The organism is Dysgonomonas termitidis, assembly GCF_042654545.1.
GTDB lineage: Bacteria > Bacteroidota > Bacteroidia > Bacteroidales > Dysgonomonadaceae > Dysgonomonas > Dysgonomonas termitidis.
The window spans coordinates 1-21,383 of the sequence record NZ_JBHSGN010000074.1; the positions used below are offsets into that span (position 1 = coordinate 1).

Annotated in this window: 20 protein-coding genes and 2 pseudogenes; 15 read left to right on the plus strand and 7 right to left on the minus strand. The window is 35.5% G+C overall.

The window, feature by feature from the left end:
• Nucleotides 1–143: 143 nt before the first annotated feature.
• From ACFO6W_RS26470 to murQ, 6 genes and pseudogenes are all read left to right on the plus strand, one after another.
• Nucleotides 144–644, plus strand: a pseudogene (locus tag ACFO6W_RS26470) (MFS transporter); the annotation flags it as partial.
• Nucleotides 645–743: 99 nt separating this feature from the next.
• A complete protein-coding gene (locus ACFO6W_RS11840; RefSeq protein WP_417323512.1) occupies nt 744–2,009 on the plus strand; it encodes an MFS transporter in 1,266 nt (421 codons plus the stop codon).
• 42 nt (nt 2,010–2,051) lie between these two features.
• Nucleotides 2,052–3,257: an exo-beta-N-acetylmuramidase NamZ family protein gene (locus tag ACFO6W_RS11845; protein ID WP_379996713.1), complete on the plus strand. Its 1,206-nt coding sequence runs from the start codon at nt 2,052–2,054 to the stop codon at nt 3,255–3,257.
• Between the two features lie 20 nt (nt 3,258–3,277).
• Nucleotides 3,278–4,450 (plus strand): annotated as a pseudogene (locus ACFO6W_RS11850) (acyltransferase family protein).
• Complete coding sequence (locus tag ACFO6W_RS11855; RefSeq protein WP_379996655.1) at nt 4,447–5,301, plus strand: ATPase; 855 nt, start codon at nt 4,447–4,449, stop codon at nt 5,299–5,301. The pseudogene ACFO6W_RS11850 and the gene ACFO6W_RS11855 overlap by 4 nt, the downstream one beginning before the upstream one ends.
• Before the next feature lie 24 nt (nt 5,302–5,325).
• Entirely contained in the window at nt 5,326–6,150 is an 825-nt protein-coding gene (murQ, locus tag ACFO6W_RS11860; RefSeq protein WP_379996657.1) for an N-acetylmuramic acid 6-phosphate etherase, read from the plus strand.
• A 149-nt stretch (nt 6,151–6,299) separates the two neighbouring features.
• Here murQ and ACFO6W_RS11865 read toward each other — a convergent pair whose 3' ends face one another.
• From ACFO6W_RS11865 to ACFO6W_RS11875, 3 genes are all read right to left on the minus strand, one after another.
• Nucleotides 6,300–7,298 carry a metallophosphoesterase family protein gene (locus ACFO6W_RS11865; RefSeq protein ID WP_379996659.1) on the minus strand — a complete coding sequence of 333 codons (999 nt, stop codon included), beginning with the start codon at nt 7,296–7,298 and terminating at the stop codon, nt 6,300–6,302.
• A gap of 11 nt (nt 7,299–7,309) precedes the next feature.
• The gene (locus ACFO6W_RS11870; protein WP_379996661.1) at nt 7,310–7,573 is read right to left on the minus strand and encodes a SusD/RagB family nutrient-binding outer membrane lipoprotein; all 264 of its coding nucleotides are present in this window, start codon (nt 7,571–7,573) and stop codon (nt 7,310–7,312) included.
• Between the two features lie 163 nt (nt 7,574–7,736).
• The gene (locus tag ACFO6W_RS11875; protein WP_379996663.1) at nt 7,737–8,096 is read right to left on the minus strand and encodes an aldo-keto reductase family protein; all 360 of its coding nucleotides are present in this window, start codon (nt 8,094–8,096) and stop codon (nt 7,737–7,739) included.
• A 45-nt stretch (nt 8,097–8,141) separates the two neighbouring features.
• Here ACFO6W_RS11875 and ACFO6W_RS11880 point away from each other — a divergent pair, with 45 nt between their 5' ends.
• Nucleotides 8,142–8,351 (plus strand): hypothetical protein, encoded by a 210-nt coding sequence (locus ACFO6W_RS11880; protein WP_379996665.1) that lies wholly within the window; start codon nt 8,142–8,144, stop codon nt 8,349–8,351.
• Here the strand turns inward: ACFO6W_RS11880 and ACFO6W_RS11885 are convergent.
• Both ACFO6W_RS11885 and ACFO6W_RS11890 read right to left on the minus strand, forming a co-directional pair.
• A complete protein-coding gene (locus ACFO6W_RS11885; RefSeq protein ID WP_379996667.1) occupies nt 8,326–8,523 on the minus strand; it encodes a hypothetical protein in 198 nt (65 codons plus the stop codon). The two genes, ACFO6W_RS11880 and ACFO6W_RS11885, sit on opposite strands and share 26 nt — an antisense overlap.
• A gap of 10 nt (nt 8,524–8,533) precedes the next feature.
• Complete coding sequence (locus tag ACFO6W_RS11890; RefSeq protein WP_379996669.1) at nt 8,534–9,457, minus strand: IS1595 family transposase; 924 nt, start codon at nt 9,455–9,457, stop codon at nt 8,534–8,536.
• A gap of 212 nt (nt 9,458–9,669) precedes the next feature.
• Between ACFO6W_RS11890 and ACFO6W_RS11895 the strand changes: the two genes are divergently transcribed.
• From ACFO6W_RS11895 to ACFO6W_RS11930, 8 genes are all read left to right on the plus strand, one after another.
• Nucleotides 9,670–9,879: a hypothetical protein gene (locus tag ACFO6W_RS11895; protein ID WP_379996671.1), complete on the plus strand. Its 210-nt coding sequence runs from the start codon at nt 9,670–9,672 to the stop codon at nt 9,877–9,879.
• Between the two features lie 33 nt (nt 9,880–9,912).
• Nucleotides 9,913–12,510 (plus strand): hypothetical protein, encoded by a 2,598-nt coding sequence (locus ACFO6W_RS11900; protein ID WP_379996673.1) that lies wholly within the window; start codon nt 9,913–9,915, stop codon nt 12,508–12,510.
• Nucleotides 12,511–12,542: 32 nt separating this feature from the next.
• Nucleotides 12,543–12,689, plus strand: coding sequence for a hypothetical protein (locus ACFO6W_RS11905; RefSeq protein ID WP_379996675.1), 147 nt, complete (start codon nt 12,543–12,545; stop codon nt 12,687–12,689).
• A gap of 154 nt (nt 12,690–12,843) precedes the next feature.
• Entirely contained in the window at nt 12,844–13,014 is a 171-nt protein-coding gene (locus ACFO6W_RS11910; RefSeq protein ID WP_379996677.1) for a hypothetical protein, read from the plus strand.
• A complete protein-coding gene (locus tag ACFO6W_RS11915; protein WP_379996679.1) occupies nt 12,990–14,828 on the plus strand; it encodes a tail fiber domain-containing protein in 1,839 nt (612 codons plus the stop codon). Before ACFO6W_RS11910 ends, ACFO6W_RS11915 begins: the two co-directional genes overlap by 25 nt.
• A 333-nt stretch (nt 14,829–15,161) precedes the next feature.
• On the plus strand, nt 15,162–15,425 hold the full coding sequence (locus ACFO6W_RS11920) for a hypothetical protein (protein WP_379996681.1): 264 nt from the start codon (nt 15,162–15,164) through the stop codon (nt 15,423–15,425).
• Between the two features lie 208 nt (nt 15,426–15,633).
• On the plus strand, nt 15,634–15,879 hold the full coding sequence (locus ACFO6W_RS11925; RefSeq protein ID WP_379996683.1) for a hypothetical protein: 246 nt from the start codon (nt 15,634–15,636) through the stop codon (nt 15,877–15,879).
• 19 nt (nt 15,880–15,898) lie between these two features.
• A complete protein-coding gene (locus ACFO6W_RS11930) occupies nt 15,899–16,921 on the plus strand; it encodes a WD40/YVTN/BNR-like repeat-containing protein (protein WP_379996685.1) in 1,023 nt (340 codons plus the stop codon).
• Between the two features lie 133 nt (nt 16,922–17,054).
• On the opposite strand, the gene ACFO6W_RS11935 is transcribed toward ACFO6W_RS11930, so the two are convergent.
• Both ACFO6W_RS11935 and ACFO6W_RS11940 read right to left on the minus strand, forming a co-directional pair.
• Nucleotides 17,055–18,182, minus strand: coding sequence for a SusD/RagB family nutrient-binding outer membrane lipoprotein (locus ACFO6W_RS11935; RefSeq protein WP_379996687.1), 1,128 nt, complete (start codon nt 18,180–18,182; stop codon nt 17,055–17,057).
• A gap of 35 nt (nt 18,183–18,217) precedes the next feature.
• Entirely contained in the window at nt 18,218–21,361 is a 3,144-nt protein-coding gene (locus tag ACFO6W_RS11940; protein ID WP_379996689.1) for a SusC/RagA family TonB-linked outer membrane protein, read from the minus strand.
• Between the last annotated feature and the right edge of the window lie 22 nt (nt 21,362–21,383).

Genomic DNA, 21,383 nt, shown 5'->3' on the forward strand with positions numbered 1-21,383 from the left:
CATCAGCAACGAAAAAATGATGGCTATAGCTAATTCAATGAAAATTATATAGCTAGAATGAAATAAGTTTTGTGCTAAATTATAATAATTACTGCATTACTTTGTAGATGCTATTTTTGAAAAATTGTACTAAAAACAAAACGATGAAAGAGAATAAAAGATCACCATGGGCATGGATTCCTTCGCTCTATCTGGCCGAAGGACTACCTTACGTTGCCGTAATGACTATTTCCGTGATTATGTACAAACGCATGGGTATATCAAATACCGACATAGCCCTTTATACCAGCTGGTTATATTTGCCTTGGGTCATCAAACCGTTTTGGAGTCCCTTTGTCGACTTGCTGAAAACAAAACGCTGGTGGATCACAACCATGCAGATACTTATCGGTGCCGGGTTTGGCGGAATTGCATTCACGATTCCCCTACCCTTCTTTTTTCAGGCTACTTTAGCTTTTTTCTGGCTATTGGCCTTTAGTTCGGCCACACATGATATTGCCGCCGACGGTTTTTATATGCTGGGACTCAACACCAATCAGCAAGCAAAATATGTAGGTATCCGCAGTACATTCTATCGTGTAGCCACCATCATGGGGCAAGGTGTGCTTATAATCCTCGCCGGTTTTCTGGAAAGCACATCCGGTTGCGAACCTGTAAAAATAAGTATTGATGCTTCACCCCAATATACACAATCTACTTTATATATTCCAAAAGCCAGAAATATAACACCGCAAGAAGGGGATATCCGTTTTATCGTAGATACAGATGTAGTCCGGATAGGTACGCACGGGGTTAATAAAGATAGCCTCGATTCTTTCCTGCAGGAGGTGATCGCGCTAAATGAGCGAAACGGTTTTACAACTAAAGATAAAGTCACTGATGAAGAAGCGGCGAACAAGGAACAGAGTATGTGGACGACTCATATTTCAAAGCCGTTCGGAAACTGGATAAAAGATAACTTCGGAGAGAAACGTTATACCATTAAATCCGAACATACAGGTAATGTAGCTGTTGCGATTGTCAGCTTATCGCAGCAACCTGAAAAAGGAAAGGAGATGGTATTAAATACAACCTTGAACAAGGGTGACAACAGTATATCCTTACTTCATGGCGACCGCCTTACATTTAATGAAAAGAATTGGAACAGGCAGGCTTATCTTGTTTTTCAGATCGATCCCAAACTCACTACAGCCAGTACAGCCGAATACAAAGGATTGTCAGGAAATATCCCATTTGCATGGTCAATTACATTCTTTGTTCTGGCCGGGCTATTTATATTCTTCAGCTTCTACCACAGGGTATTTTTACCAAAACCTGAATCGGATAAGCCTCATACTCATCTGACAGCAAGCTCAATAGCAAGTGAATTCTTATCTACATTCAAATCATTTTTTAAAAAACCACAAGCTGCCGCCGCAATATTCTTTATGCTGACATTCCGTTTTTCAGAAGCCCAGCTTTTAAAGTTGATCAATCCGTTCCTGCTCGACTCTATCGATACAGGTGGACTTGGCTTAACCACAGGGGAAGTAGGACTTGTATATGGTACTATCGGTATCATCGGCCTCACTTTGGGAGGTATTATCGGCGGATTTGTTGCAGCAAAAGGAGGATTACGCAAATGGTTGTGGCCTATGACATTCAGCATGCTGCTTACTATTGCCACATTCTTGTATCTGAGTTTCACGCAATCAGACAGCCTGATAGTTATAAACATATGTGTGTTTATAGAACAATTCGGCTATGGATTCGGATTCACAGCCTATATGCTCTATCTGATGTACTACTCCGATGGGGAACAAAAAACCGCTCACTATGCCATCTGTACTGGCTTTATGGCGCTGGGGATGATGATACCGGGCATGTTTGCAGGATGGCTACAAGAACAATTGGGTTATAATCACTTCTTTATCTGGGTAATGATATGCAGCATAATCCCTATCATTGCGGTTGCCTTATTAAAAATTGATCCCAATTACGGTAAAGCCAAAGAAGAAACAAAAGAATAAAATTATCAGAACATGAGAAGACCATTAATAATACTATCAGTTATGTGTTTTTTATCCCTGACGGCAATTGCTCAAAAGGTAAAGATAAAGACCGGAATTGAAGTATTGAAAGAACAGAAGTTCAAAATACTGGAAGGAAAGCGTGTAGGACTTATAACCAATCCTACGGGAGTAGATAACAGAATGAAATCGACCATCGATATTCTGCACGAAGCAGCCAATGTAAGACTGGTAGCTCTGTTTGCTCCCGAACACGGCGTTCGTGGTGATGCCCACGCCGGAGATCCGGTAGACAATGTAACCGACCCTAAGACAGGACTACCTGTCTACTCTCTACATGGGAAAACCAGATTTCCTACACCGGATATGCTGAAAGGCATTGACGTATTGGTATACGACATACAGGACATAGGTTGCCGCTCTTTCACTTACATCAGCACCATGGGGCTGGCTATGCAATCTGCAGCAGAGAATAATATCGAATTTATTGTCCTCGACAGGCCAAATCCGTTAGGAGGATTAAAAGTCGAAGGAGGCCTGGTTGAGGACAATTTTATTTCTTTTGTAAGCCAATTCAAAATACCTTATGTATACGGACTGACTTGTGGCGAATTAGCCTTATTACTTAATGGCCGGAATATGCTTAGTAAGCAATGTAATCTACAGGTGGTGAGAATGAAAGGATGGAAACGTAAAATGACATACGAACAAACCGGCTTGCAATGGATTCCGTCATCTCCCCATATTCCTCATCCCATATCAGCAGTGTTTTATCCGGTATCCGGTATCCTTGGAGAACTTGGATATATGTCTATCGGAGTAGGCTATACAATCCCATTCCAGATATTTGCTTCGGAATGGATAAAGGCTGAGGAACTGGCAAACAACCTAAACCGGTTACAACTTCCGGGCTTACATTTCAGACCGATATACCTGAAACCGTTTTACTCGGTAGGACAAGGGAAACAATTAGAAGGAGTACAGGTTCATATAATGGAATATGAAAAAGCCCGGCTATCTGAAATACAATTTTATGTAATGCAGGAAATCGCAAAACTATATCCGGATAAGGCCATTTTCGAAAATGCGAACGATAAACGATACAGAATGTTTGATCAGGTTTCGGGTAGTGACTATGTAAGACTTACCTTTGCAAAAAACAATAAATTTGACGATATTAAGAATTTTTGGTATAAAGAAACCGAACCATTCAAAAAAATATCAAAAAAATACTATTTGTATAAGTAAAGAGAATCACGAGGCGTCATATGATAGATCAAAAACCAAGTAGCAGACTTTTATCTCTTGATATACTGAGAGGGATAACGATAGCCGGTATGATAATGGTAAACAATCCCGGATCATGGAATTTTGTGTACACTCCGCTAGGACATGCTGCCTGGAACGGGCTTACCCCCACCGATCTGGTTTTCCCTTTCTTTATGTTTATAATGGGAATTTCTACATTTATTTCATTACGTAAGTTTAACTTTGAGTTTAATAAACCGACATTGTAGAAAATACTCAAGCGCACAATTGTTATCTTCCTGATAGGACTCGGGCTAGGTTGGCTATCACTGTCGTTTCGTACATATCATCAGTTGTCGGGTGAAGAATCCGGTTTTCTGGATATCTTTTTCAAATCCATCACCAATTTTGAAAATATACGCATACTGGGCGTAATGCAGCGGTTGGCTATCACATATGGTGCCACAGCCCTGATAGCCATATTAGTAAAACATAAATATATACCATATATTATAATTGTCACGTTGATCGGTTATTTTCTTCTCCTGGTATTCGGTAATGGATTCGAATTTAGTGAGAATAATATTATAGCCCTTCTCGATAAGGCTCTAATAGGTGCAAAGCATATGTACGTAGACAATGGGGTCATTCTCGATCCTGAAGGATTGCTCAGTACCATTCCCGCTATTTGCCATGTACTTACAGGGTTTTGCTGTGGTGAACTATTATTGAGTACTAAAGACAATTACGAGCGTATAAACAGGCTCTTTATCATTGGAACGATCATGACATTCATCGGTTTTTTACTTAGTTACGGTTGTCCTATTAATAAAAAAATATGGTCTCCCACATTCGCCATTGCGACATGCGGCCTCGCAGCCATATTGTTAGCACTACTAATCTGGATTATTGATATTAAAGGACATAAAAAATGGAGTATATTTTTTGAATCGTTCGGAGTAAACCCACTCTTCATCTATGTAGCGGCAGGCGTATTTTCTATCTTACTTGGCAGTACGCTGTTTATGTACGACGGATCGTTGATAAGTATTAAAAATTTCATATATAAAATCTGCTTACAGCCTTATCTGGGCGATTATTTCGGCTCGCTTGTTTACGCCCTGCTGTTTGTCGGATTCAATTGGGTGATCGGTAACATTTTGTATAAAAAGAAAATTTATATAAAGATATGATAATATTAGCAGACGGAGGTTCTACAAAGGTTGATTGGCGTTTTGTAGAATACAATAAAGAAACAAAACAGGTTTTCACAAAAGGTGCAAATCCATTTTTCCGTACAAGGGAAGATATAAGCAAGGAAATTAGTGCAACTATAAAACCCATAATAAACGGTCATAATGTAAAAGCTGTCCATTTTTTCGGTGCCGGCTGTGCCTCGCCTGATAAAAATCAGATTATCAGAGATGCAATCGCAGACAATATAAATACGACAGACATTGAGGTCGACAGTGATTTACTTGCTGCAGCCAAAGGTTTATGCGGTACAAACAAAGGTATTGCCTGCATCCTTGGTACAGGCTCAAATTCCTGCTATTATAACGGAGAAGAAATAGAAAAAAGCGTATCTCCTTTAGGATATGTACTGGGAGACGAAGGCAGCGGAGCCGTGATAGGCCGCCTGTTTCTGGGAGCCTGTCTCAAAAATCAACTAACAGCAGGCCTCAAAGAAAAATTCCTGAAAGAATTCGACCTCACTCCTGCCCTTATACTCGACAGGGTATACAAGCAGCCGATGGCAAACCGATTCTTAGCAAGCCTGTCTCCGTTTTTAATAGAGAACATTGATGACAAAACCATCTATGATCTGGTATACAATGCTTTCAAAGATTTCTTTGTAAAAAATGTAATGCAATACGATTACCAGCACAATGAGGCACATTTTACAGGTTCGGTTGCGTATCATTATCAGGAAATATTGAGGAAAGCCGGTTCGAGCCTCAATATTACGATCGGATCTATAGAACAATCTCCCATGGCCGGACTTATCCGATATTATACGAACTTGATAACTGTCACTAAATAGTAAACATATAACTTCTTGAATAAAATGACTTTTGTAAAAATTTCGGAGCAACCTTCATTATATGATAATCTCGAAAACAAATCGGTTTTGGAGTTATTGACTGATATAAACAAAGAAGACCAAAAAGTAGCAATAGCCGTAAAAAAAGCGATACCTCAGATTGAAAAGCTTGTATCACAAATCATTCCGCGCATGCAACAAGGCGGGCGTATTTTCTATATCGGGGCAGGCACAAGCGGGCGTTTGGGGGTACTGGATGCTTCGGAAATACCGCCAACATTCGGTATGCCTAATACACTTGTCATAGGGTTAATAGCCGGAGGTGATACCGCCTTGCGAAACCCTGTGGAAAAAGCCGAAGACAATTTAGACGCTGGTTGGAACGACCTGCAGACATTCAATATCAACGATAAAGACACAGTCATAGGCATTGCCGCATCCGGTACAACTCCCTATGTCATAGGTGCTTTGCATGAATCCCGAAAACATGGTATCCTTACAGCATCTATCTCCAGTAATCCCGACTCACCTATTGCTCAGGAAGCTGATATTCCTATCGAGATGATCGTAGGGCCTGAATTTGTTACAGGCAGTTCGCGAATGAAATCAGGCACAGGTCAGAAAATGATACTCAATATGATCACGACTTCTGCCATGATCAAACTTGGCAGGGTAAAAGGGAACCGTATGGTAAATATGCAGCTATCGAACGCCAAACTGGTAGACAGGGGCACACGTATGGTACAGGAAGAGCTAGGTCTTGACTATGAGCAATCCAAACGCTTGTTATTACTACACGGTTCGGCAAAGAAAGCAATCGACACCTACCGGGAAGAAAATAAGTTGTAAAAAATATAAACAAGGGGAAGAATAATAAATCCTTCCCCTTGTATTATTATATCGGCATCTCACGGTTAAAATTCAGGAGGACTAATTGAAATACTCTACAAAAAATACTTTTATTGCCTTCCTATAGAATTCCAGTCGATTGATAGCCTCTATTTTACCAGAAATGAATCCGGATATTTCACGTTATATAGAATATTGTTGTCACTAGAGTGTATCCAGGTATTAAATATTCGTTCATTGTCTGTAAGTTCAATAACTCTTGCCCCGTAGCCCAAGCTGGTATAAGTTGTCTTACTTCCTGAAAAACGACCGTATGCAAGGCAAATCCCATTCAGGTATCCAATGTAATCGTTGTCATGATCGTGTCCTGTAAATGTACCCATTACATCTCCACCTTCAACCATTGCAGCAAACATTCCGGTATTTATAATTCCGGGGCATTCTTTTTCAGTTTTATTGCCAAATACAGGAGTATTTTTTACATAGTTCTTAGTTGTATCAGACAATAGTGTGTATTCCTGTAAAGGAATATGGAAAAATGCCAGGGCCGGATATGGTTTACCTTTGTTTTCTCTCGTAAAAAAAGCACTGTTCGTTCTATACCAGTCTACCTGGTCAAAGCCGAACCAGTTATATCCTTTTTGCTCCCCTACTTTATTATATGCGTTAGAATCCATAAAATAAAGTATTGCACCTGTTTTCTCTTGGGTATTCCTTATCTCAAGAACATAGTTTCCAACACCGGTCAAGTATACAGGCCCTGTCTGCGCATAGCAATATGGCTTACTAATCACATAATCCATTATTTGCCGGCGGGTCCAGTCATGCTCGTCATCATGATTTCCCAATACGATCGCATATGGGATTTTTTGGCTGATAACGGGAGCCAGAACCTCATCCCAACCGTTCTTTGCAGGAGTATCTGTAACAATATCACCTGTAAATGCTACAAGATCAGGTTTCTCATTATCAAGCACCTCTTTCATCATTCTGATAGACTTTGCAGATTCTTCAGATCCGCATTTATAATGTATATCAGTGAACTGTACAATCTTGAATTTACCATTTTTATCGAAATATAACTTCTCCTGAGCATAAGTACTCGTAATGCATATAAGCATTAGCAATATTGATACTATTCTTTTCATCGACTGAATATTTATTTTAACCACCAGGTTTTTTGATTTATTTTATCATTGCCGTTTCCGAATTGTCTTGTTATAGCTGCTGATACATTGTCCGCATTGTAGTTATATTCCGATTGCGGATATATCCAGCGATAAGGAATTTCCACACCTTTTGTGCGGTGAAATTCAGGGTAACCAGTCCGTAAGTTTTCATAGAAAGGAGTCCATCCTCCCTGAAAGAAACTTTGAAAGTACTTTTGCAATACAATAGCTTCTATTTTCTCATCATTTGTCAATTTTGTAGAAAAATTATTCGTCGGATTAGTCAGGTAGCTATTTGCTATATCTTCGCTGACATAGGCACTTAGTCCTTTCGCATACGATTCATAAAATTTAGGTAATGATATACAAGTTTACACCAAACTCGATAACTAAAAAGGGATGCTGAAAACATCCCTTCTATTTTTCTTTATCTTTTGGATTATAATTTAAAGCTTTTTGTATCAATCTATCAAAATCACCCATTGGTCTTTTCTTTGGTGAGTTTTTCAAATCTTCATCAATTAAACCATTTAAACCAAATCTTGCAAACATCTGTAATGTTTTTAAATTAAGATGTTCTATTGTATCTCTAAAAGAATAAGCCTTAGTTTCATTGTTGTTTTCATCAATAAGGGTGTGTAATGTAACATCAGGATTATCTTTAAAATACATCCTTATACCTTCTCCAATATATCTGCTATTATCATATAGTATATATGAATATATATGCATTTGTTCAATTTGTATATGAACTGTATTTTTTATCCTCTTATTCATTAGTTTTTAGAGTATTGAACATATTTATAATAAAACATAAAGGTTATGGAAACTGAAAAAATTATTCAAGAAATTAAAGAATACCAAGATAAACTCAATCTATTAATAACAGAATTAATAATAAACGATAACGATTTAGATATTTCTGTACATTCCAATACTAAAAGGGGTAAATGTTATTATAACAATAAATATTCAAAAGAAAATACTAAACATTTTGGTATTGAAATTAAAAAGAATCTCCTTTATTATTAAAACTTGAATCAATTTCTGTTGTGTGTATAACTCTTTCACAACAAGCATAAGAAATTGTAACAAACTCTATCCATTCAGATTTATCAGAAACTGTCACAACTCTTTTGATAGATTCTAATACTGTCTTTTCTTCACAATAAGGACAGTGGATTTCTGTGTTTTTTTCGTCCATAACATTTTAATTAATCAGCAATTAAAACATGATACTTTAATCTCTTATTTCCTACATTACATAAGAAATGATTAAACCTACTGCTTTCACTTTCAAAGGTACGAGTATTGTATCTAAATACAAACTCATCTATATAATATTGAAGATGTTTCCTTGATACAAAATGATAAATTCCTACAATACCCCTCTTTAACAAACTCCAAAATCCCTCTATTGTATTGGTGTATATCTTACCATCTACAAACTGATTATCATTATGCTTCACATACAAACGATTGTATATTTTCCCTATTTGGTTATATCCATACCATTCATCTGTATATAGTGTTGCTGTATCTTTTATTACTTTTACAAGTTCAGGTGTTAGATGTTCTGATGAAGTCGATTTAACAACCTTTGCTACAAGTTTTCCTTTTCTTTCTACCATCCCCAAAACAGGTGTTTTATCTTTAAAACTTCTACCTTGTGAGTTTTCAACTTTTTTGCTTGCATGTCTGTTTTTATTCTTACCACCAATAAAGGTTTCGTCTGCTTCAACTTCATTTTCAAGTTCAGAATTATTTTCAATATCAAAACAATTCCTTATTCTTTGGAGCATAAACCAAGCTGTTTTTTGAGTTACATCAATATCTTTAGCAAGCTGATGAGAAGAAATACCTTTCTTATGAGAACATACTAACCATATACCCATAAACCACTTTTGTAATTCTATCTTAGTATTATCAAATAAGGTGTTAGTCTTAGCATTAAAGTATAGACCTGTATTCTTACACTTATATTTATTACCTGCACACTTATATACCTTTGACGCAGGGTCAAAGGGTGATATAGGGTTTCCATTCCATCTCATTTCCTCTAAGTACAATATACAAGTTTGTTCATCAGAGAAAGTTCTGACGAGTTCAATTAATGAGTTAAAATGCAATCCAAACATGATAATAATACTTTAATGTTTTTAATGCTACAAATATAAGTATTTAATTACACTAAAACAAATATTTGGTGTAGAATATTTCTCGCTTTTTTATGTAAGGTCAATTTTTTTATAAAAAATAGTGATAAAATATAAAATGTAAGTATTTATAATAAAATACAATATATAAAACATTGTTAGAACAATTGCAAGATAAGTCATGTAAACCTAAAATGAGAACAAAAGATAATTTTGTGACATTTGAGAAGCAAATAGATTACATGATTACTTGTGATGGGGATAGTGGAGATTGGGAAGACGCCTTAATTGAAAGTATTGAGTTTGATGAAAACACGAATACATTAACAATCACTCAAAAAGGTGGTAATGTACAAAGTGCAGTGTTAAATATGGCTTCCATATTGGAATGGTTGTATTTTTAAAAATAATAAAAGAATAAATAAGAATTATAAACAATGGCAACATTAAATTTTTTAAAAGGGTTAAAAGCTGATTTACCTTTACTTCGTCAACCTGATAACTTTTATATTACAACTGATGAGGGGGCTATATACTTGGATAATCATAAATGGACATCTGACAGTAGTGGTGCATCCTCTCCTAATATTTGGATTTTATTCTATAAAAATGGTGATTTACACCCAACTCCTGAGGTGGGTGATGTTTCCACACTTGATAAAAACGATTGGGATTTATATGACTATGGGGATTACCAAACTATATTAAGTGATTGGTCTGTGGTTAAAGTTGGAGACATTATTTCTTTAATCGACACAAAACTATACAAAAGGGAGTGGGTAGCAAATGTAGGTGTACAGGCAAACAACACAACATCCTTAGATGTTAAATTCGTAGAAAGTACGCAAGCCTTTGCTCACAAAGCAATTGGAGATTCCATTGAGACAAGTACATTAATACAATCAATACCCAGTTCATATCCTTATGGCATATATACAACACCTATTAAATATGGAGATGATATATTACTTCCTATATATGGTGGTGTTTATAGTGGTAATGCTGTGTTTTATGGTATAGCACCTGATGGAACATTAAAAACATATCCAACCAATTTAAATGAAGCTAATGACATCATTTTTATGGACTTTGATGGTTCTAATATTACATTGCTTCAACAAGGTTATATTTGGTATGGGCAGGACTTAAACAACTTGGTTAAGACACCTACATCAGATGTTCAATATTCTACATCAATATATAAGGATGGTACACAGTATGTATATGCCAACGTAGTAAGTAATAAATTAGTTATCAGCACATCAGATACATTATTAACTAATTTACAACAGGTAGCAGTATATGACAGTGAAACCATTAGTGAAAGTAATACCACTATAGAAAAAATTGGTAATTACTTCTATGTAGGTACTTCAAGTGGCTTATTCAGGATTGATTTGACAACAGGTACTATTGAAAAAACAATTCAGGATAATAGTAATGTTTCTTTTTACACTTATAAACCATTCAAAGCTAATGTTGGAAATACAGAATATATGTTTGTAAGTAATAATACAAGTGGCGGGACATCAGTATCAACAGATGGGTTGAATTTTACTGTAGCATCAGGTTTTGGTAATTTCCAAGCATTGGGCTATATCCCAAATGGTGAGTTCTTTTATGGATATAAGAATGGCTATTTGTGTTTTGCTCATGTTGACAGCAACTTGAATGTAAATATAAAATCAACCAATATTTATATTTCCAATTCTTCATATTCTAATATTGCATTAGGGAATACAATATTGAGTTATTACTATGGTACTTTATACAAAAATGTATTGGATGTACAAAGGGAATTGGATTTCTCTGATTTACCTAATACTGATAAAATAATAGCATTCAAGAACAATGCTTTTTATGAATTACCTGTTGCTTATGATACTGATTTTAAAGATACAAATATTGCATCAGTGGGTGTCATTGATAAGAAAATTTTAAATAAATCTGATTTGATTTATGTAAAACCACAAGAACCATCCTTAATAAAACAGTTTAATCCATCCTCAGCAATATATCCTCGTACATCGTCACAAGGTGGGGTGTATTGGGTAAATAATGCAGGAAGTGGAACATCTGCTTATTCTTCTGATGGTTTAACATTCCAAAACTTAAATACTACAATTAATTCGGCTAATTATAGTACTTATGGTGGTATTTGTATGACAGTATCTTTGACAGGGACTGACGATTGGCAGATAACAACCAATGCAGTTTACAGGGTTCAGGGGTTAAATGTTACTACCTTTTCAGCAGCCACAGTAGGTTTAAACAATGTTGGAACTAAGTTTGCCCCATCAGATGGTTATGTGTATATAACCAATAATACAGGTGCTGCTGTAAGGACTAATGATGGTAGTACATTCTCAGCATTACCTGCTGCCATAACAATTACTAATATTGATTATAATTCATTAGCAAATAAATATGTTTATACAAAAGCTAATGGAAAAGATATTTATCTAACTGATGATATAAACGTTAGTGAAGGAAATTTACTCTATTCTAATGCGAATAATATACGCTTTATCAAATATGTGAGTGTATTAGAAAATGACCATATCATATTTATTGATAATATGGGTGTGTGGAAACTTCCATTAACAAATGAATTACCAACTCTTATCTTTTCAATAGTAAATAATTTTACTACTTGGGGTCAATGGAATGGTTATATAGTTCTTTGGAATGGCGTTGATATACTTCTAACAAAAAACTTTGTGAATTTAAAAACCTTTAAGCTTTCACCACTTGAAAGTGGTGGTTATGGTAGTGGTGTAACTAAAATTGGGAATCAGCTTGTTTGGTATTCATCGTATGGTACAAGTGGTGGTGGACTAAAAATATACAGCTTAGGTAAGTTCCCTGTATTGACAAATTTTAGTGATGCTGTCAATGACCCATCCAAAGGCATTGTAGGTATAGATTCTGCAACAGGAGAATGGGAATCTATTGGATTACCAACAATACCAAGTGCTGATGGTTCATATAAACTTGTAATATCAGGTGGGGTAGCAACATGGGAAACTATATAAATCAGTATTAATAATCAATAATAGATACATTTATGGCAAATAGTAATTGGGAAGACGCATTAATTGAAAGTGTTGAGTTTGATGAAAACTCAAACATATTAACCATTACACAACAAGATGGCAACGCTCAAAGTGTGGTTATTGATGAAACTTCAAATGTTGAATGGGCGTATTTTTAAATTAAAAAAGTAAGAAGATGCAATAATAAAATTCCCAAATCATTCTTTAACATGATTTGGGAATTTTGATTTATTTGAAGTTGCTTTATTTTTTTTGTCAGATATTGTCATTTTATGAAAGAAATAAGTATTTATAATTATAATACTTATGTTAATGGCAAATTTAATACAAATTAAAAATGGTACGAATACTGTAAATAGTGAAGCAGATGCAACAACTACTTTAAATGGATTAGCCTTAAAAAAAGGTGAAATGGCTGCTATATCTTATATAGATACTGATAGCATAGAAAAAAGTTATTGGCTATTGGTAATGGTGAAATAAAAAGCCCTTCAATTTTTTATGACAAAAGTAAAGTTTTAGGTATAGAAGCTGATAAACAAAATAAGTTAGTTGCAGGTAGTAATATCACTTTAACTGATAATCCAAATGGTACTACTACAATAACATCTGCTGACCCTGAGTTATTTATTGTTTTACCTACGCTTCCACCATCAGGACAAGAAAACAAATTCTATTTTATTCCTAAAACAGGTACAACAACGAATGGATATGATGAATATATTTGGCATAATACCACAGGGTGGGAGTTAATTGGTAATGAGGTTTTTCAGGTCGATTTAACCAATTATTACACAAAAGGTGAAACCAATACTTTATTAGGAACAAAAGTTAATACAACAGCAACTGTTAATGGAAAATCTTTCTTAATAGGAAATATTGTATTGGATGCTACTGATATTGGTTTAGAAAATGTGGATAACACAAGTGACCTTGATAAACCAATTTCAACAGCTACTCAAACAGCTTTAAATGCTAAACAAACTACATTGGTAAGTGGAACTAATATTAAAACATTTAATTCTAATTCATTACTTGGAAGTGGAAATATAAATTTTACTGCTTCTGATGTTAATGCGTTACCAAACACAACAACTTATGCAGGTTCAAGTTCTATTGGTGGTTCTGCTAATTCAGCAGTTAAATTGGCAACAGCAAGAACAATAGCATTAACAGGTAATGTTACAGGTAGTGGTACATTTGATGGTAGTGGAGATATTTCTATCGCAACAACTGTTAATGGTGGTTCTGCTTCATCTGTTGCTAATAATATGATTGTAAAACTAAACAGTGGTACAACAGAAGGTACTAACCAATTTACATTTAATGGTTCAGCAGCTAAAACAGTAAATATTACACCAACAGCAATTGGTGCATATACCTCAGCACAAGTTGATACTGCACTTGCAGCAAAGGTTAATACTTCTACAACAGTTAATGGCAAAGCCTTATCAGGTAATATTACATTATCAGCAGGTGATGTTAGTGCATACACCAAAACAGAAACTGATACAGCATTAAGTGGTAAACAAGCTACGTTAGTAAGTGGAACTAACATTAAAACAATTAATAGTACAACGTTGTTAGGTTCAGGAAATATAGCTGTTCAACCTACATTAGTTTCAGGCACAAATATTAAAACTATTAATGGTGTTACATTATTAGGTACAGGTGATATTACTGTTAGTGGTGGTGGTACTACAACAGGTACTTTAACTGTACAAGGTAATGGTACTACTATTGATACATTTAATGGTTCAGTAAATAAAACTATTAACATTACTCCAACAAATATTGGTGCAGCTACAACAGCACAATTAGCTAACTACTTACCATTAAGTGGTGGGACATTAACAGGTAATTTAAGTATGCCATCATATACATTAACAACAGGTTATTTATCAGTAAATAATACTTCCAATTTTACAGGTGCTATAACTTGTGCTGCTAATATTACAGGTCTTGGTTTTTATCAAAGTTCAGATAAAAGATTGAAAGAAAATATTAAAGATATTGATGATAATTTAATTAAGAAAGTTAATGATATAGATTTCAAATCGTTTACTTGGGTGAATGATAGTAAAGAAGATATTGGTGTAATAGCGCAAGATGTTCAAGAAACATTACCTGAGTTAGTAAATGAAAATGAAGATGGCTTTCTTTCAGTTAATTATATTAAGTTATTAATTTTAAAAAACATTTCATTAGAAAATGAAATAAAAGAACTTAAAAATGTTGTTAAATCATTAAATAGAAGTTTCTCTACAAGAAACAATCTTTTTAACAACTCCTTTTAAATATGAAAACAATGTTTATCTTTGTCTTTGAATAGGTAAACATCAAAGAGTTGATATACCAATTCAGTTTTAGTTTGTTAAAATTAAGATGCATTTATATTATTATCCTTTGTATCAAAATCTCCTAAAATTTTAATTGCAATAAGGATAATAGGCAAGTGTGTTCCATGTCAAATATAAAAAAGGCATGGAACTGTTTGCTTATTCTGTTGCATGGGTTTTTAGGAGAACCTTGATACAGGAATAGGCGTATAACAGTTCCCATGCCTCTTTTCTTTTTTAGAACCTGTTCATTTTGGGGAATTGATGGATATTAATCTTTGTTTTAAAATTATGGAAAAAGTTAAGTCTCCTACGTTTACAGAAGAACAAAAATTAGGGATGCTTTATTGTCCTAAATGTGGTACAAAATGGGATGGTATAAAATGTTTAAATCCAAATTGTCCTTCAAATAAACCATTACATGGTAAACTAAAATGTGATAAAATAATTCCACCACAGAAACCAAAACCTGATAGAGGGATAATTCCACCTAAACAGCCTAATAAGCCACCACAAACAGAAAAGAAGGAAAAGAGAAAAATATTATTAGATTAAGTATTATAACAAAATGGACGAATCAAAAAAGTTCGTCCACTCATTTCAATGTCATTAATATTTGGTAATAAAAGTAATCTTGGAAAATATTCAATCCTAATTACCCCACCAATAACTATATGGTAGAAAAAATGTAAAATAATACTGATTTTTTTTATTTCAGGGCTGTTTTTTGAATAAATCAGATATTTATATATAAATAAAAGACATGGCGAATAAAATTGCAAGTAAAACATATTGTAACACCCTTAAAGCAAATTCATTCACATCTGATATGAATAAAATGCCTACAAAGAATGAAATTGAAGCAGTTGGTTTAACTGTTACAGGTACTTATGCAACTAATCAATTAGTGGTAGAAACAGATGTTTCATATACAACTCCTATAATTATGCCTAATTTAATTGTTGTTGGTTTGGGTGGTAATATTCTTGCTAAAACATCGCTACCTTAAATTTTAAAATTTTACAAATATGACTAAAAAGTTTTGTGTTTTTTTGATATTAAGTGTAATTACATTATTGTCATGTGATAATCAGGAAGATTCAATTATTGAACCACCTGTTATTGCAGAACAAGAACCTAATAACCCTGAAAAAACTGATAATCCAAATGAATGGATTACAGCAGAGGGGGGGGTATTTAAATATAAGATTAATGATATAAATATGATAGTAGGAACAAATGATTGGAATGGGGTTTGTCGAGGCACTAATGTTAGTACCCCATTAAAAGCGAAATATATAGCTTGTGGCAATCAAGGCTATATAGCTGTGTCTGATAATGGCACAAATTGGACAGCGACAAAATTAAGTGTCGTTAATGCAAATTTGAATGGGATTGCATATGGAAATTCTGTATTTGTAGCAGTAGGTCAAACAGGTAGAGTTGCAACATCTACTAATGGCGGTACTACTTGGACAAGTCAACAATTATCTCCATATTGTGATTGGTATCAAGTCAGGTATATCAATAATCTGTTTATAGCAGTGGGGGGACAAAATGGTTATGTAACAACGTCAAGTGATGGTATTAATTGGTCAAACCCAATACAAATTTCAAATATATCTACTTTAAATTTATACGATATTACCTATAATGATATTGGCAAATATGTAGCAGTAGGTGGTAATTATATAACACAGTCAGCAAATTTGGTTGATTGGACAACTCCTGTGGTAGTAGGTACAAGTAGAAGTTGGAATAGTGTTGCAGCTAACACTCAAAAATATATAGCAGGAGATACTAATGATGGCTATATAACAACATCCACTGATGGTATTAATTGGTCAAACCCAATAACAGTAGGTTATCCATATCCCAAATGGTATGATATTCTATATTATGGTGGGCAATTTATAATGATTGGTAATAGACCTGCATTAGCAACATCAACAGATGGTGTTAATTGGACGACTTATGACAGATTAACAGATGAATCAGGAAATGATGTGACAGAACAATTCAATGCTACATGTATATTGATTGACTTGTAAACTCAATCAGCTATTTAATAACAACAATAAAAATATGACCACCACAAATTAAACATGTGGTGGTTTTTTATTTACATTTGTTGAAATACGATTAATTTATAATAAAATAGTTTTGGTGTAAAATGGTATATCGTTACCAAAATTTAAATGATGATTTTATACCATTGTTGTAATATGTAGCCGCATCACCGGATATCCAGCCTCTGACACAAGCCTCTGATAAGATAAACTGTAATTCTGCATACCCTAACAAGATCGAAGGCTCATTGGTCGGGTCCTGATAGAAGCGTTCCAACACTTTCGAAACTTTTCCTTTTGTCGCTTTCTCATTCACCGTGCCATATGGAGCTGCCGGATCTCCACCTTCGTAAGCAGTAAAATCATCAATGGCTTTTCCGGCCTCTTTTGCCTCTTTCGTTTGAGTACAAAATAAGAATAAGCGAGGATCTTTATGCTCTTGAAGCCGTTTGATAAAAGTAGAGTCAATATACATCCCGGAACCGAAAGAACTTGAATTGAATTCAGGATAACGGTTGTCTGCCTGATCCAAATACACCAATTGTCCGTTATCCTGATTGCCTCTCATAAGTGGTTCACTTTGAACGATTGAAGCAAATTTGCTTTTGACATTCAAGTCTGTATCGCTTTCCTTATGAGATAAGGATAATAACACTTTCAGGCGGAACGAATTTATAAGGCGCTGCCATTTGTCTGTATCTCCGTTATAAATTATATCTCCTTTAATTGCAGCTTTCTCATTTTCAATAATAGTATTGGCCTCCTCCAGTTCATTGAGGATACCTGTTATCACGTCCTTCTGGTTATCATATACAGGCGCAAATATATTATCTGATTCACCTTTTAGCGCTTCCGAATAAGGTATATCTCCAAACCGGAGAGCCATATTGTAAAAATAATAAGCTCTAAAGAATTTTCCTAAAGCAATATAGCTGTTCTCGTTTATCTTTTGGGCTTCCTCCGTCATTTTACTGATATCTTTCATCTTTGTATATGAATAATCGCCCCTGTTCCATTTATAGTACTGATAACTATTCTCACCATCTGTCTGTACCAGCATTTTATTTGCATAAAGAGGCGATGTTCCAAGGAATTCCCTGAAAGCAGTCCATTGTATCTGCGTAAGCAAAAGTTGAGGATGGGTTTCTGTCGGATTATTCGGGTCCTTGTTTAGTTCTTCCAGGTCATTGCATGATGTGGCACAAACCAGAATAGTAAAAATAAAAAATATAATCTTTTTCATAAAATACGTTCTTATTTACAGGATAAATACTTCGATTAAAATTTCATTGTTGCAGAAAATCCGATATATCTTGACGAAGGATCCTGCAGATTATCATCATTACCATAATCAGGATCTACATAAGGGATCTTTTTCCACATCAACAGATTGTAACCATACAATGAGACATCTAATGATTTGATTTGTCCCAGATCAACAATTTTCTTCAGATCGTAACCAATAGATAGCCTTCTCAATTTGAAATAAGAGCGATCAAATACATTCGCAAATGTTTTATCATCCGAATCCAGTACCTGAGCCTGATAAGGATAAATCTGACTCCATGTCTGCCAACTCACAACTGTAGTATTAGGCGCATAGGTACGGGTATCAGACACAACTGCACCATTTACATCCCGTGTAAGCTCGCCTCCCGTAACATTTACTCCCTTAGGTACATATATAGCATGTCCGGCTTCATATTCTGCATCTCTGTATGTGATTGATTCCGGATGCTTTCCTCCCCACCACATCTTTTCGATAGTAACTGATCTTAGCAGGCCTCCCCAGGCTCCATCTATATCTATCTCAACCTTAAAATCTTTTATGTTAAACTTATTCTGGAACCCTAAACGCCATGAGGGATCGAGGTGTCCAAGTTTTTTCTGATATGCATCTTTTATCGGCAGTCCGCTATTGGGATCAATGATTAATTGTCCGTCGGCAGAAGTTTGCCATACAGTAGCATAATATGCATCTGCCCTGTCACCTTTACTTAATGCATTATACTTACTTTGTCCTCCATAAATATCGGTGAGGCGTCTGACATACCGGCTCCAGTTTACGGCTACATCCCAAGAGAAATCTTTCGTAACAACAGGTTTTGCGCCCAGGATTATCTCCACTCCATTTGTACTATATACATTTCCGTTTACCTTTCTGGAGGTAAATCCGGATGCCTCCGATACATTCAGATTGATGATCTGATTCTCATCTTTGATATGATAATAAGTAGCATCAAATGTTATCCTGTTTTTTATAAAAGCAGTTGACAGTCCGAACTCATAGGATGTCGATTTTTCCGGTTTGATATTTGGATTAACCAGACTGCTGGGATAAGTTACAGATGGTGTCGAACCATAAGTCACACCTTTTTGATAAGTCGCATATATACTGTACGGATCGAGGTCGCTGGATACCTGTGCCCATGATCCGTAAAGCTTTAAGTAATCTATTGCTTTAGGCATTTTCACATATTGCGATACAAGGGTACTTAGCGAAACTGAAGGATAAAAATATGAATTCCCCGAAGATGGTAAGGTAGAAGACCAGTCGTTACGGGCTGTGAAGTTTAAGAATACAGCATCATAAAAGTCTATGTTGGCAGAGCCGTATATACTATGTACCTCTCTTTTGCGGACAATATTTGTCGCATTTGTCGGCCCTTGCGAATTACCCATGTTATATAATCCGGGAACAATAAGTCCGTCTGTGGATTGATATTCTTCCTGATAATTGGTATTTAATATTGAAGCTCCGACATTTGCGGTCAAATTAATTTTACTTGTTACAGGTTGAAAATAAGAAGCTAAAACATCAGCATCGATATTCCGTTGATTTCGATTCCATATCTTTAAATCACCAACCCGTGAATCCCCATAGTTCATATAAGACTTTGGAGTCTGAAGGTCTTCATATGTCCCTATTTGATGCATCGCGGCACGTCCCTGTATTCCTAAGTTAGGAAGTATCTGCCAGTTGAGCCTCAACTTACCATCCAGTATGTTCTGGTCTCTCTTTTGCTGCAATTCTTCTGTCGCAAAGTATGGATTATTATACCAGGCATAGTTATAATTAGCTTGTCTATAACCTTCCAGTCCGGGAACCCATTGGTGTTTTTGAAGTTCTTTTCCATTCACATCGTTACCCATCCAGAGCAATATTGTGTACATGTGGTTTTTGGGCCCATATCCATATCTCGGATAATTAGGGGAATATACCTTATTATAGGCTAATGAAGCATCAAGTTGGATATTGTTGGTAATATCAAATGATGAGTTAAAATTCAATCCGGTTGTTTGAAGCGAAGTGTTAGGCACCTGTCCTTTTTGATAAGCGTATTTCCCCGAAGCATAATAGCGGGCTTTAGCTCCTTTGTATGATACAGAGAAGTTATTATTTGTAACCACGCCTGTACCTAAAAAATCTTCAAGATTATCGTGTGATACCCAATCAATAGGGACTCGTTCATACAACGATTTGTTATCGTAAATTGTACCGGAAACATTCCCGTACCATTCAATGACCTCGCCTGTTTGTTTATTCCGGATCGGGCTGTTCCATTGGGCAATCTTCTGTCCTGTATCCAATTTTGGCCCCCAGGTCATATCTCCGTCCGAAATACCTCCGTCGGCTCCGTCCCAAAATTCGTATTTACCATTAGACCCGCTACCATATGTTTTCTGAGATTCGGGGTACACTGTAAAACCGGCAGTAATCATATTGCTTGTGCTGACAGTAATTTCCAGTCCATCCTTTTTCGCAGATTTACTCGTGATAAGTATAGCTCCGTTTTTACCCCGGGAACCGTACAGGGCGGAAGCCGTCGGCCCTTTCAATACGTTTACACTTTCTATGTTCTCGCTTCCAATATCAAAAAAATCCGTTTCGATAGGAATACCGTCTAATACGATTAACGGATTTTTCCCTCTAAGAGAGAATGACGGAGCCTGAAACAGTCCGGTCGGGTTAGTCACAGTAAGTCCGGCAATTTGTCCCGACAAGGCACTACCCACATTCATAGTCTGAGACTCGCTGAGTGCCTCATTGTCTATCTGCTGAGTCGTATATCCCAGCTTTTTCTTCTGCTGTTTAATCCCGATAGCTGTTACAACAACTTCATCCAGATTTTGCGACTCTTCGGACATTATAATGTCTATAATAGTCCTGTTATCTACTTTCACTTCCTGAGAAACAAACCCCATATAAGAAAAAATAAGGGTTTCGTCGCCGGCAACTTTTATTTCATAGTTACCATCAAAGTCTGTAATGACACCTCTTGTTGTATTTTTAATACTGATATTAACTCCAATCAGTGTTTCTCCTTTCTTATCTTTTACAGATCCTTTAACCGTTTGGGCATGCACCATTCCCGGGAGCAGTAAGAATACTACTCCTAATAGCATTAGTAATGTTTTCATTTATTGGTTTTTAAGTCAAATT